Source organism: Streptomyces sp. NPDC001920 (assembly GCF_053594495.1).
Genome location: NZ_JBSFEP010000015.1, coordinates 111,255 through 124,590 on the forward strand (window position 1 = coordinate 111,255; position 13,336 = coordinate 124,590).

The following is a 13,336-nucleotide window of genomic DNA, read 5'->3' on the forward strand; positions in this document are numbered from 1 at the left end:
GTCCGCAAGTCCGGTCGCCGCGGAGGACGGCCCGGCCCGGGTGGTCGGCGCGCGGGCCGGTGACCGACGGGGCGGTGCCTACGGCGTGAGGAACTCCGACGTGGAGAAGGAGACCGACGGCTCCGTCGCCACCAGCCCCTTCTTCACCCCCGGATACACGGCCACCGTGTCCTTGGTCTCGTCGGAATACGTCCGCACCACCAGCTCGTCCCGCCCGTCGCCGTCGAAGTCGCCGACCGTGACGACACGTGTGGTACCCCGGGCGGGCGGCCGCACGGTCACCATGCCCGCCGCCGTGAGACCGGCCGCCCGGCCCCGGAAGACGCGGACCTGCGAGCCGCTGGAGACGAGTTCGCTCAGACCGTCGCCGTCGAAGTCGGCGGCGTCGAGCACGGAGCCGGGGACGTCGAGAGTGCCGCGTACGGCCACTGCCGTGAGGTCGTAGCGCAGTGACGTTTCGCCCATGGTGCCGACCGCCGCGTCCAGGCCGTCCTCGCCCTTGCCGAAGGCGCCGAGGGCGACGTCGATGCCGGACGGCAGCGCCACTGCGGTGCGGGCGGGGCCGGCCGCGCCGCCGAGGACGAGGGCCGAAGGGCCCGCGCCCTGTGCCGTACGGACCACCAGGTCGTCGTATCCGTCGTCGTTGACGTCGGCGGACGGACCCGTCGGGGCGTTGCCGGGTGCCTGGACCGGCGCTCCCGCCGCCCTCGGGCCGCCCTCGCGGGTGAACGGGCCGCGCAGGAAGGACAGTCGGCCGCCCGACGCGTGGACGACCAGGTCCTGCGTGCCGTCGCCGTCGAAGTCGCCGCACACCGGCTGGTCGGGCCAGTCGTTGCCGACGCGGGCGGCATCGGGGATGGCGAGCTTGACCGCCTTGCCCGTGAGGCCCTGCGGGGAGCCGAAGAGGAGCTGGAGGGGGACCGGGGGCCTGCCCTGGCCGTCGAAGGGCGGGTCGGTGGAGACGACGAGGTCCGTGAAGCCGTCCTTGTCCAGATCGCAGGTGGCCTCCGCGTCGAACACCGCCGGCAGCCGGCCCTTGGTCGGGGCGGCCTGCCGCCCGGGGCTGAGCAACTGCCGGGCGCCCGGAGTGAGTCCGCGCTCGCTGCCGTAGACGATGCCGATGCCCGCGTCATCGGCGTGGGCATCGGCCTTGGCCAGGTCGTTGAGGACCAGGTCGCGGTGGCCGTCGCCGTTGAAGTCGTCCGGTGTCCTGCTGCCCTTGCCCCGGGGCACGGGCAACTGCGCGGGGGCGTCGGCGATCTGGACGGGGGTGTGCCGGGCCGGCGCGGCCTCCTTGTCCGGGGTGGGGCCGCAGGCCGCAGCGAGCAGGAGGGTGGTGCTCATGACCGCCGTACACATCCCGGCTCTTCGCGTGCGCACCGCTCACCTCGTCAGCACCAGGGGAAACAACCGGGTAATCATGCACGTGTGCGAGTCAGGGCGACAGTCCTGTGCCGGGATTTCGGCCCGGCGCCGGGCGGCCGGGCGCGCATTTCGGCCAGGGCGCCCATCCGGAGGCTGTGCGTGTTCGTTTTCCGGCCTGTGGCGGCGGCACGTTTCGTTTCACGCGCCACTGCGGCCGTGTGACCGGGGCAGGCGACCGTCAGGGGACACGACGATCCGATCGGAGAGCAGGACCCGCGGCATGACAGAGCAAGAGGAGCGGCTCAGGAGGGTCGCCGCCCTGGAGGAAGAGCTGGCGCAGATGCGGCACGCCCTCGTCTCGCACGCCGTCGTCGACCAGGCCATCGGGGTGGTGATCGTCTACGGGGGCCTGCCGCCCGAGGACGGCTGGGAGATCCTCAGGGAGATCTCCCAGCACACGAACACCAAGCTGCGTGAGGTGGCCGAGCAAATGGTGCGGTGGCCGCACCGCGGGTGGCTGCCGCCGGAGATCCGCCACCAGTTGGACGCCGCGCTGGGACGTCGCAGACCGCCCTCCCCCGAGTTCCGGACGGCCGCCGTGTGACCGCCGTCCGACCTCGCGCCCCGTCCGCCTCCGGCCGCTCAGCCGTGCAGGGTGCGCGAGGGGCTGGTGCCGTAGGTGTCCCGGTACAGCGCTGCGAAACGGCCGGGATGCGCGAAGCCCCAGCGCGCGGCGATGTCGCTGACGGTGACGTCGCCGGACGGCTGGGCGGCCCGCAGTTCGCGGTGGGCGTGCGCGAGCCGGGCCCGGCGCAGATAGGCGAGCGGGGTGGTGTCCAGGTGCCGGCGGAAGGCGTACTGCAGGGCTCGTACGGTGACGTGGGCCGCCGCCGCGATGTCGGCGACGGTGAGGGGCTGATCGGCGTGGTCGTCGATGAAGGCGACGGCCCGCCGCAGGGTGGTGGAGCGTGCGTCGGTGCGGTCCTGCGCGCTGTCGTCCGTGTCCGCCGCCGTGTTGGGGAAGGCCGCCAGGACCGAGGCGGCCAGCATCTGACTGCTCGTCGACGCGACCAGCGGCTGCTCGCGGACCGCCGGGTCGGCGAGCACATGGTCGCGCAGATAGATGATGGTCTGCCGCAGGTGCTCCGCCGCGGCGGGGGAGTGCGGGCGGTGCCCGGTCAGACGTACCGGCTCCCGGGGGGCCTCGGCACCGGTGGCGGCGACCCGGTCCAGCAGACGGGGGTCCAGCATCGTGATGTTGTAGCGGGCGGAACAGATGCGGCCCGCGTACGACAGATGGGGCGGCGCGAACATCACCAGGTCGCCGGGCCCGAAGTTGTCCCGGACACCTGGCAGGACGTGGTCCTGGATCGTCCCCTCGTGGACCATGCACAGGCAGATCTTCCCGAGCGGTGTGACCGAGTAGCTCATCTCGAAGTTCAGGTCGAGCTCGTCGACGCTGACCGACGCGATGGCGTCGCGCTGGATACGGGCCCTGCTGGCGCCGGGGGAGCCGCTGCCGATGCGCATCCGCGCGTAGGCACGACTGAGGAAGTCCTCCGTCACCTGGAGGTCGTCGCTGTCGAAGACCAGCGATTCCATCGCATCACCGCCCTGGCCGGCTTCTTTCCCACGCTGCCGCTCGCCCCGCAGGGCACGGGCCGACCCGTCCGCACGGTGGACGGCCGTGGGTACTCCTCCTGCTGCGCCTTCCCGCACAGCCGCGACCGACACCCGTCCGGTGCGCGGGCCCCGTCCGGCCGCGGAGTCGTCGAGCACGGAAGTGCCCCCCACGGGCGTGAAGTCCCGCTACGCGAAAGCCCGTTGAGAAGAAGGCCTGCCTTGGGCAGGGTCTGGGGCCATGGAGTTCTTCTGCTACCACCGTGACCGCCCCGGTTCGCTCGCCCTGCGCGAGGAGCTGCAGGAAGCCCACTGGACCTATATGGACGGGTACGCGAAGGAGCTGATCGCCCGCGGCCCGACCTTCGCCGCCGACGGCGAGACGCCCACGGGCAGTGTGCACGTCGTCGACCTGCCGGGCCCGGCCGCCGCCCGCGCGTTCGCCTTCGACGAGCCCAACCAGCGGGCCGGGGTGTACCGGGACGTGCTGCTGCGCAGGTGGCGCAACCTGCTGGGCCGCACGATGTGGGACTTCCCCGGTGGCCCGACCGGCGGCGACCGCTATCTGGTGCTCGGCCTCGGCGCGGGACGGGCCGTCGACCTCACCGTGCCGGCCGACCGCGACGAGCTGGTCGCGTACGGGCCGCTGCTCTCCGACGACGGCACCGCCTGGCTGGGCACGGCCGTGCTGCTCAGGGCTCCGGACCCGGAGACGGCGCGCGCGGTCCTGAGCGCGGACGGGTATGCGGATGTAGAGGTCCACGCGTGGGAGTTCGGCGGCCGGCGGTGACGACCGGCTTCCCCGGTGTCCGGCGCCGGAACCACCGGCCGGGTCGGCCGACGTGATGCCGGCCGGGTCGGCGAGCGCGTCCACCGACCGGGCGTACTGCGGTCGCCGCCCCTCCGGATCGCCCGCCGGCAGCGGCACCGTCACGGCCCGCACGAATGATTCGACAGGTCGCGCACGCGGTCACGCAGGGAGCGAGGTGTGCCCAGAGGTACGGTCCACACATATTCGGAATTTCATCGGGAAGCCGACGGTATTGGATATTCCAGATAATCACCGTTGACGGATATTCCCCCGAATGCCAGATGTCCTGCGCCGTCCGGTGCTCGTTAGGTGGACGTGACTTGGCAGGAAAGATATGCGGCTGAGGACGGCTCGCTCCGCCTCTGGCAGGCAGCTGATCAGACCACTGCGGAAAGCATCACACACTGCTCGGATCTGCTTGACGACTTCCTGAGAACCATCAGTCGGATGGAGAGTGAATATCTCAGGGAGTCAAGGGAAGTGGAGAACTTTTAAAATGAGGTCCGATTATGACGCGCTAGACGGACAGCCGCTCACCCAACAGGTCGACACGCAGCACTTCTGGCAGGTCCCCGATCCGACGATCACGTCCGAGGGCTGGGATCCGGACGCCGAACTGGCGCAGATGCTGAACACGACGCACGGGGTCGACCTGAACCCCGCTCCACCCCTGCCGACCACCGGCTCGCCCCTGTCGGACGCCGCCCGCCGCCCCCGCCGCCCGGTCAACCGGCGACGGCACCAGGCGAGCTCGCACTTCCTTGCCGGCAACCCGAAGGTCATCACCGTCGCGGTCCTGGTCGCGGCCATCACGGTGTGCGCGGTGACGATGCTGACCTGGTCCATCTCGTACTCGTACGACCAGCTCCGCGCCATCGCGCTGCTCGTGGTGTCGCCGAAGCTGGCGCAATGGTGGCCGCTCACGGTGTACGGGCCGTGGATGTTAGCGGGACTCTCCATCCTGCGAGCCGCGGTTCAGCGCAGAACCGCCCGGCGTTCCTGGGCCGTCATGCTGGTTTCCTCCGGCACGGCGGTGGCGCTCTGCATCGGCCAGTCCCCGCATTCCCTGCTCGCGATGGTGATCGTCGGAATTCCGCCGATCACGGCGCTGATCTGTTTTCGGGAACTCGTCGGTCAGTTCTCCTCCCGGCCCGGTCCCAAACACGCCGCCGACACCCTGGGCGGGGCCAAGCAGAACCGGTCCTGAGGTCAGTACCGGTAGGGCTGCTGCGGCGACTGCCCGTACGGCTGCCGGCCGTCGTGGGAACCGCCGGGAGCGGCCTGTGCCTGGAGCTGCTCGGCCTGCTCCGCGGTCACCTTCTGCTCGGCGCCGCAGAAGGTGCACTGCGTGGCGTACTTGGTCGAGAACGGGAACAGCGGCACGAAGAACAGCGTGAACTTCGTGACGCGCTTGCGGAGCGTGTGTGCGGCGGGGTTGCCGCACTGGCCGCACACGAGCGTCAGTATCGCGAGCTGGTAGAGGTAGCCCTTGGTGCCGAAGATGATCACGCGGTCGGTCCTTTCGATCAGTTCCTGCCCTCAAGCCTGCCGCACCACGACGCCCCCTGTCCCGCGTGGGAACAGGGGGCGTCGCGCTGTGCCGCGTGGGCCCGGTCACTTCACCGGCGTCGGCTCCGGCTCGCTCTCCGCCTCGGCCTCGCCCGCCGGGGGCTCGTCGTCCGGGACGGGCGTCTTGACGGACTCCAGCAGCAGCTGGGCGACGTCGACGACCTGGATCGACTCCTTGGCCTTGCCGTCGTTCTTCTTGCCGTTGACCGAGTCGGTCAGCATGACCAGGCAGAACGGGCAGGCCGTGGACACGATGTCCGGGTTGACCGAGAGGGCCTCGTCGACGCGCTCGTTGTTGATGCGCTTGCCGATCCGCTCCTCCATCCACATCCGCGCACCACCGGCGCCACAGCAGAAGCCGCGCTCCTTGTGGCGGTGCATCTCCTCGTTGCGGACGCCCGGGACGCTGGCGATGATCTCGCGCGGCGGCGTGTAGATCTTGTTGTGGCGGCCCAGGTAGCAGGGGTCGTGGTAGGTGATGATGCCCTCGACCGGCGTGACCGGGACCAGCTTGCCCTCGTCCACCAGGTGCTGGAGCAGCTGGGTGTGGTGGATGACCTCGTAGTCGCCGCCGATCTGCGGGTACTCGTTGCCGATCGTGTTGAGGCAGTGCGGGCAGGTGGCGACGATCTTCTTCGCCGACTTCGGCTTCTTCGACTCGGGCGTGACGTTGCCCTCGTCGTCCATCTCCTCGCCGAACGCCATGTTCAAAGCCATGACGTTCTCCATGCCGAGCTCCTGGAACAGGGGCTCGTTGCCGAGGCGGCGGGCGGAGTCACCGGTGCACTTCTCGTCGCCGCCCATGATCGCGAACTTCACGCCCGCCATGTGCAGCAGCTCGGCGAAGGCCTTGGTGGTCTTCTTCGCCCGGTCCTCCAGGGCGCCGGCGCAGCCGACCCAGTACAGGTACTCGACCTCGGTGAGGTCCTCGATGTCCTTGCCGACGACCGGCACCTCGAAGTCGACTTCCTTCAGCCACTCCAGGCGCTGCTTCTTCGCCAGGCCCCAGGGGTTGCCCTTCTTCTCCAGGTTCTTGAGCATCGTGCCCGCCTCGGACGGGAACGCGGACTCGATCATCACCTGGTAGCGGCGCATGTCGACGATGTGGTCGATGTGCTCGATGTCCACCGGGCACTGCTCGACGCAGGCGCCGCAGGTGGTGCAGGACCACAGGACGTCCGGGTCGATGACGCCGTTCTCCTCGACCGTGCCGACCAGCGGACGCTCGGCCTCGGTGAGAGCGGCCGCCGGGACGTCCTTGAGCTGCTCCTCGGACGCCTTCTCCTCGCCCTCCATGGTCTTGCCGCCGCCGGCCAGCAGGTACGGCGCCTTGGCGTGCGCGTGGTCGCGCAGCGACATGATCAGCAGCTTCGGGGAGAGCGGCTTGCCCGTGTTCCAGGCGGGGCACTGCGACTGGCAGCGGCCGCACTCGGTGCAGGTGGAGAAGTCCAGCAGGCCCTTCCAGGAGAACTGCTCGACCTGGGAGACACCGAAGACGTCGTCGTCACCGGGGTCGGTGAAGTCGATCGGCTTGCCGCCGGACGTCATGGGCTGCAGGGCGCCGAGGGCCGTCTCACCGGTGGCGTTGCGCTTGAACCAGATGTTCGGGAAGGCCAGGAAGCGGTGCCAGGCCACACCCATGTTGGTGTTCAGCGAGACCACGATCATCCAGATGAACGAGGTGCTGATCTTCACCATCGCGGTGAGGTAGATCAGGTTCTGCAGCGTGGTCACGCTCAGGCCCTTGAAGGCCAGGACCAGCGGGTACGAGGCGAAGTAGGCGGCCTCGTAGTGCTCGACGTGGTGGATCGCACCCTCCAGGCCGCGCAGCACGTAGATCGCGAGGCCGATGGTGAGGATGACGTACTCCACGAAGTACGCCTGGCCGGACTTGGAGCCGGCGAAGCGGGACTTGCGCCCGGCGCGGGACGGCAGGCTCAGCAGCCGGATGACCATCAGCACGGCGATGCCCAGGATCGTCATCACGCCGATGAACTCGATGTAGAGCTCGAACGGCAGGAACCCGCCGATGACCGGCAGCGTCCAGTCGGCCTGGAAGAGCTGTCCGAACGCCTGCGCGAGGGTCGGCGGCAGGGTCAGGAAGCCGACCGCCACGAACCAGTGGGCGATGCCGACGACGCCCCACCGGTTCATCCGGGTGTGGCCGAGGAACTCCCGTACCAGCGTCACACTGCGCGCGTAGGGGTTGTCGGTCCGGCTGCCGGCCGGTACCGGCTGGCCGAGCTTGAAGTACCGGACGAACTGGCCGATGGCGCGTGCGAGCAGCGCAACGCCGACCACGGTCAGGACCAGCGACACGATGATCGCGGCGAGTTGCATTTCGGGGCTCCTCGGGCCTGCGAGGGGTTCTTCGAGCGTCCCTCGAAGGGGGGCTTCGGGGGATCTTCGAGATTACTAAGCGGTAACTTATGTAGTCCGTCTGAGACTACCCCCATCTTCCGTCGCACTGTAGCCAGGTGCGGGGTGATCTGAATCGCTGAGGGTTGCCTTAAGATCCGATCGTGTTATTCATCACGAATTGGGGCATATCGCACTAACCTAGCGCCGTGCTGTACGGGATTGCCGCCGCCACGAGCGCCCTACTCCTCGCCGCCTTCCTCGCGGCGCTGTTCCGGCTGCCCGCGCTGCGCCTCGGCATCGTCGACCGTCGACGTCAGCGGCCCCTGCCGCTGCTCGGCGGTACGGGGGTCGCCCTCACCACCTGCCTGGTCGTCGCCGCCTGGGAGTGGGCGGGGGTCGCCCCGCTGGGCCCCGAGATCAGACGGCTGCTGATCGCCGCGGGCGCCGTCGCCCTCCTCGGGCTGGTCGCCGACGTGCGGCGGGTGAAGGCGCGGTTCCTGGTCGGCGGTACGGCCGTGGCGGCGGCCTGCGTGGTGCCGTACGGCGAGACGGGCTTCCTGTTCGGGGTGCCGGCGATCGGCTGGATCGTCGTCGTCAGCCTCGGTTTCAAGGCGCTCGACCACGCGGACGCGCTCGCCGGGACCGTCGGGGTCGTCACCGCCTTCGGCGTCGGTGTCTGCGCGGCGGCCGAGATGATGGACGAACTCGCCGTACTGCTGAGCGTGCTGGCCGCCGCGCTGACCGGTTTCCTCATGCACAACTGGCCGCCCGCGCGCATCGGTCTCGGATCGTGCGGGTCCCTGTTCATCGGGTTCGTGCTCGCCTCGTCGGCCGTGATGACCCGCGCCGGGCACCCTCCGGCCGCGAGCGCGGGTGTCCTCTACGCCCTCACCGCCCTGGTCACCGCCGACGTCCTGCTCGTGGTGGTGTCCCGCAGGCTGGCCGGACGGCCACTGCTGCGCGGCGGACCGGACCATCTCGCCCATCGCCTGCGCCGGCTCGGCCTGACCCCGCCGGGGGCCGCCGTCCTGCTGGGGGTGCTGGCCTTCTCCGGGGTGCTCGTCGGGGTCCTGGTGCACATGGGATGGGTCTCGCGGTCGAGCGCGTACTGGGTGGGGGCCGGGGCCCTGATCGTCGTACTCGCATCGCTGCGGATCAAGGTCTACGGGCCTCGGCGTCAACCCTCCTTCCCCCAGAGGGGGCCCGTGGGGACATCCAGTCGGCTGGCATCCACGCAGGTCAGAGGCTAGTTGCGTGTAAGGAACAGATAAGACTTGAGTGGGGTGGACTCAGCTCTGTTGACCGGGGGGAGGCCGTCATGCACACTTGAGTCCGTTCCACTCAAGTCAGCTGGAGGAATCAACCATGGCACGTGCGGTCGGCATCGACCTGGGCACGACTAACTCCGTCGTCAGCGTTCTGGAGGGCGGCGAGCCCACCGTCATCACCAACGCCGAGGGCGCCAGGACCACGCCTTCCGTCGTCGCCTTCGCCAAGAACGGTGAGGTGCTCGTCGGCGAGGTCGCCAAGCGTCAGGCGGTCACGAACGTCGACCGGACCATCCGGTCCGTGAAGCGTCACATGGGCACCGACTGGAAGATGGAGCTCGACGGGAAGCCCTTCAACCCGCAGCAGATCTCCGCCTTCATCCTCCAGAAGCTGAAGCGGGACGCCGAGTCCTACCTGGGCGAGAAGGTCACGGACGCGGTCATCACCGTCCCGGCCTACTTCAACGACTCCGAGCGCCAGGCGACGAAGGAGGCCGGCGAGATCGCCGGTCTGAACGTCCTGCGCATCGTCAACGAGCCCACCGCGGCCGCGCTCGCGTACGGCCTCGACAAGGACGACCAGACGATCCTCGTCTTCGACCTCGGTGGCGGCACCTTCGACGTGTCCCTGCTGGAGATCGGCGACGGCGTCGTCGAGGTGAAGGCCACCAACGGTGACAACCACCTCGGTGGTGACGACTGGGACCAGCGCGTCGTCGACTACCTGGTGCAGCAGTTCAAGTCCGGTCACGGCGTGGACCTCGCCAAGGACAAGATGGCCCTGCAGCGTCTGCGTGAGGCCGCCGAGAAGGCCAAGATCGAGCTGTCCTCGTCCACCGAGACCTCGATCAACCTGCCCTACATCACCGCCTCCGCCGAGGGCCCGCTGCACCTGGACGAGAAGCTCACCCGGGCTCAGTTCCAGCAGCTGACGGCCGACCTGCTGGAGCGCTGCAAGACCCCGTTCTTCAACGTCATGAAGGACGCCGGCGTCTCCATCAACGAGATCGACCACGTCGTCCTCGTCGGTGGCTCGACCCGTATGCCCGCCGTCGCCGAGCTCGTCAAGGAGCTGACCGGCGGCAAGGAGGCCAACAAGGGTGTGAACCCGGACGAGGTCGTCGCCATCGGCGCCTCGCTCCAGGCCGGTGTCCTCAAGGGTGAGGTCAAGGACGTCCTGCTCCTCGACGTGACCCCGCTGTCCCTCGGTATCGAGACCAAGGGCGGCATCATGACCAAGCTCATCGAGCGCAACACCACGATCCCGACCAAGCGGTCCGAGATCTTCACCACGGCCGAGGACAACCAGCCGTCCGTGCAGATCCAGGTCTACCAGGGCGAGCGCGAGATCGCGGCGTACAACAAGAAGCTCGGGATGTTCGAGCTGACCGGTCTGCCGCCGGCGCCGCGCGGCGTCCCGCAGATCGAGGTCTCCTTCGACATCGACGCCAACGGCATCATGCACGTGACCGCCAAGGACCTGGGCACGGGCAAGGAGCAGAAGATGACCGTCACCGGCGGCTCCTCGCTGCCGAAGGACGAGGTCGACCGGATGCGCCAGGAGGCCGAGCAGTACGCGGAGGAGGACCACCGCCGCCGCGAGGCCGCCGAGACCCGCAACCAGGGCGAGCAGCTCGTCTACCAGACGGAGAAGTTCCTCAAGGACAACGAGGACAAGGTCCCCGCCGAGGTCAAGACCGAGGTCGAGTCCGCCGTCGAGGAGCTGAAGACCGCGCTCAAGGGCGAGGACACCGCCGAGATCCGCACGGCCACCGAGAAGGTCGCCGCGGTCTCCCAGAAGGTCGGCCAGGCCATGTACGCCGACGCCCAGGGCGCTCAGGCCGCGGGTGGTCCGGAGGGCGCCGCCCAGGGTGGCAAGCCCGCCGACGACGACGTCGTGGACGCCGAGATCGTGGACGACGAGCGCAAGGACGGTGCCGCGTAATGACGGAGGAGACCCCGGGCTTCGAGGAGAAGCCCGACGTCCCCTCCGGCGCCACCCCTGACGACGCCGAGTCGAAGGCCGCGCCCTCGTCGAACAGCGAGGGAGCGGCCCCGGCCGGGGACGGAGCAGCAGACGCGGGCCTGGTGGCCCAGCTGGACCAGGTGCGCACCGCGCTCGGTGAGCGCACCGCGGACCTCCAGCGGCTCCAGGCCGAGTACCAGAACTACCGCCGCCGCGTCGAGCGTGACCGGATCACGGTCAAGGAGATCGCCATCGCGAACCTCCTGACCGAGCTCCTGCCCGTGCTCGACGACATCGGCCGCGCGCGGGAGCACGGCGAGCTCGTCGGCGGATTCAAGTCCGTCGCGGAGTCGCTGGAGACCGTCGCGGCGAAGATGGGCCTGCAGCAGTTCGGCAAGGAGGGCGAGCCCTTCGACCCGACGATCCACGAGGCCCTGATGCACTCCTACGCGCCGGACGTCACCGAGACGACCTGCGTGGCGATCCTGCAGCCCGGGTACCGCATCGGCGAGCGCACCATCCGCCCCGCGCGGGTGGCCGTCGCCGAGCCCCAGCCGGGCGCGCAGACCGTCAAGACCGAGGAGTCCGACGAGAACGCGGCGGCCGACGACAAGGAGAGCGGTGGCCCGGACGAGGGCTGACGTTGGACTGACGAACTCGACAGGGAAGGAGGGACGTCGAGGATGAGCACCAAGGACTTCATCGAGAAGGACTACTACAAGGTCCTCGGCGTCCCCAAGGACGCCACCGAGGCCGAGATCAAGAAGGCGTACCGCAAGCTCGCCCGCGAGTACCACCCGGACGCCAACAAGGGCAACGCCAGGGCCGAGGAGCGCTTCAAGGAGATCTCCGAGGCGAACGACGTCCTCGGCGACCCCAAGAAGCGCAAGGAGTACGACGAGGCTCGCGCCCTCTTCGGCAACGGCGGCTTCCGTCCGGGACCGGGCGGCGCGGGCGGCTCCTTCAACTTCGACCTGGGCGACCTCTTCGGAGGCGGCGCCCAGGGCGGCCAGCAAGGAGCCGGCGGCTTCGGCGGCGGCCTCGGTGACGTCTTCGGGGGCCTGTTCAACCGGGGCGGTACGGGCACGACCCGCACCCAGCCCCGGCGCGGCCAGGACATCGACACCGAGGTCACCCTCAGCTTCACCGAGGCGATCGAGGGGGCGACGGTCCCGCTGCGCATGTCCTCGCAGTCTCCCTGCAAGGCCTGTGCGGGCACCGGTGACAAGAACGGCACGCCGAGGGTGTGCCCGACGTGTGTGGGCACCGGCCAGGTGGCGCGGGGCTCGGGCGGCGGGTTCTCCCTGACCGACCCGTGCCCGGACTGCAAGGGGCGCGGCCTGATCGCCGAGCACCCGTGCCTGGACTGCAAGGGCAGCGGGCGCGCCAAGTCGTCCCGGACCATGCAGGTCCGCATCCCGGCCGGGGTGTCGGACGGCCAGCGCATCCGGCTGCGCGGCAAGGGCGCGCCCGGTGAGCGCGGCGGCCCGGCGGGTGACCTCTACGTGACCGTGCACGTCGGCGAGCACCCGGTGTTCGGGCGCAAGGGCGACAACCTCACGGTGACCGTCCCCGTGACCTTCACGGAGGCGGCCCTCGGCGGTGAGGTCAGGGTCCCCACCCTGGGCGGACCGCCGGTCACGCTGAAACTGCCGCCCGGCACACCCAACGGCCGCACCATGCGGGCGCGGGGCAAGGGCGCGGTCCGCAAGGACGGCACCCGCGGTGACCTGCTGGTCACCGTCGAGGTGAGTGTCCCGAAGGACCTTTCGGGGAAGGCTCGTGACGCGCTTGAGGCGTATCGCGAGGCAACCGCGGGTGAGGACCCGCGGGCGGAGCTGTTCCAGGCCGCGAAGGGAGCATGAGACAGATGGACGGTCGTCGACGCAACCCGTATGAACTGACCGAGGAGACCCCGGTCTACGTCATTTCGGTGGCGGCCCAGCTGTCCGGCCTGCACCCGCAGACCCTGCGCCAGTACGACCGCCTGGGCCTCGTGTCCCCCGACCGCACGGCCGGCCGGGGCCGGCGTTACTCGGCCCGCGACATCGAACTGCTCCGGCAGGTGCAGCAGTTGTCGCAGGACGAGGGCATCAACCTGGCCGGTATCAAGCGCATCATCGAACTGGAGAACCAGGTCGCCGCGCTCCAGTCCCGGATCGCCGAGATGCAGGCGGCCCTCGACGGCGCGGCGGCGGCGATGCAGCAGCGCGAGGCGGCGGTGCACGCGTCGTACCGCCGCGACCTGGTGCCGTACCAGGAGGTGCAGCAGACCAGCGCGCTGGTGGTGTGGCGGCCGAAGAAGGCCAGGGACTGAGCAGGGCGCGAGAGCGACAAGGGGCCCGGAGGGATGACCTCCGGGCCCCTTTGCGCGTA

The 13,336-nt window shown here is 69.7% G+C and carries 12 protein-coding genes; 8 read left to right on the forward strand and 4 right to left on the reverse strand.

The genetic code is table 11. From position 1 onward, the window contains the following. Positions 1-78 precede the first annotated feature (78 nt). A complete protein-coding gene (locus tag ACWCPI_RS25895; RefSeq protein WP_451040375.1) occupies positions 79-1,344 on the reverse strand; it encodes an FG-GAP repeat domain-containing protein in 1,266 nt (421 codons plus the stop codon). Between the two features lie 301 nt (positions 1,345-1,645). Between ACWCPI_RS25895 and ACWCPI_RS25900 the strand changes: the two genes are divergently transcribed. Beyond that, a complete protein-coding gene (locus tag ACWCPI_RS25900) occupies positions 1,646-1,969 on the forward strand; it encodes an ANTAR domain-containing protein (protein WP_451040376.1) in 324 nt (107 codons plus the stop codon). Positions 1,970-2,007: 38 nt separating this feature from the next. Here ACWCPI_RS25900 and ACWCPI_RS25905 read toward each other — a convergent pair whose 3' ends face one another. Then, positions 2,008-2,967, reverse strand: a complete 960-nt coding sequence (locus ACWCPI_RS25905) for a helix-turn-helix transcriptional regulator (RefSeq protein WP_451040377.1) — start codon at positions 2,965-2,967, stop codon at positions 2,008-2,010. Positions 2,968-3,226: 259 nt separating this feature from the next. On the opposite strand from ACWCPI_RS25905, the gene ACWCPI_RS25910 reads away from it, so the two are divergent. Next, positions 3,227-3,775, forward strand: coding sequence for a YciI family protein (locus ACWCPI_RS25910; protein ID WP_451040378.1), 549 nt, complete (start codon positions 3,227-3,229; stop codon positions 3,773-3,775). Positions 3,776-4,292: 517 nt separating this feature from the next. Next, on the forward strand, positions 4,293-5,003 hold the full coding sequence (locus ACWCPI_RS25915) for a DUF2637 domain-containing protein (protein WP_451040379.1): 711 nt from the start codon (positions 4,293-4,295) through the stop codon (positions 5,001-5,003). Positions 5,004-5,005: 2 nt separating this feature from the next. On the opposite strand, the gene ACWCPI_RS25920 is transcribed toward ACWCPI_RS25915, so the two are convergent. Together ACWCPI_RS25920 and ACWCPI_RS25925 are read right to left on the reverse strand one after the other, a co-directional pair. Further along, a complete protein-coding gene (locus ACWCPI_RS25920; RefSeq protein ID WP_451040380.1) occupies positions 5,006-5,305 on the reverse strand; it encodes a zinc-ribbon domain-containing protein in 300 nt (99 codons plus the stop codon). Positions 5,306-5,410: 105 nt separating this feature from the next. After that, entirely contained in the window at positions 5,411-7,705 is a 2,295-nt protein-coding gene (locus tag ACWCPI_RS25925; protein ID WP_451040381.1) for a heterodisulfide reductase-related iron-sulfur binding cluster, read from the reverse strand. Between the two features lie 227 nt (positions 7,706-7,932). Between ACWCPI_RS25925 and ACWCPI_RS25930 the strand changes: the two genes are divergently transcribed. The 5 genes from ACWCPI_RS25930 (at position 7,933) to ACWCPI_RS25950 (ending at position 13,277) form a co-directional block, all read left to right on the forward strand. Continuing rightward, positions 7,933-8,976 carry an MraY family glycosyltransferase gene (locus ACWCPI_RS25930; RefSeq protein WP_451040382.1) on the forward strand — a complete coding sequence of 348 codons (1,044 nt, stop codon included), beginning with the start codon at positions 7,933-7,935 and terminating at the stop codon, positions 8,974-8,976. Positions 8,977-9,091: 115 nt separating this feature from the next. Then, positions 9,092-10,939 (forward strand): molecular chaperone DnaK, encoded by a 1,848-nt coding sequence (dnaK, locus tag ACWCPI_RS25935; RefSeq protein ID WP_388803989.1) that lies wholly within the window; start codon positions 9,092-9,094, stop codon positions 10,937-10,939. Further along, complete coding sequence (grpE, locus tag ACWCPI_RS25940; protein ID WP_451040383.1) at positions 10,939-11,601, forward strand: nucleotide exchange factor GrpE; 663 nt, start codon at positions 10,939-10,941, stop codon at positions 11,599-11,601. The genes dnaK and grpE overlap by 1 nt, the downstream gene beginning before the upstream one ends. A gap of 42 nt (positions 11,602-11,643) precedes the next feature. Beyond that, positions 11,644-12,825: a molecular chaperone DnaJ gene (dnaJ, locus tag ACWCPI_RS25945; protein ID WP_019753993.1), complete on the forward strand. Its 1,182-nt coding sequence runs from the start codon at positions 11,644-11,646 to the stop codon at positions 12,823-12,825. Positions 12,826-12,830: 5 nt separating this feature from the next. Further along, the gene (locus ACWCPI_RS25950) at positions 12,831-13,277 is read left to right on the forward strand and encodes a heat shock protein transcriptional repressor HspR (RefSeq protein ID WP_451040384.1); all 447 of its coding nucleotides are present in this window, start codon (positions 12,831-12,833) and stop codon (positions 13,275-13,277) included. Positions 13,278-13,336 lie beyond the last annotated feature (59 nt).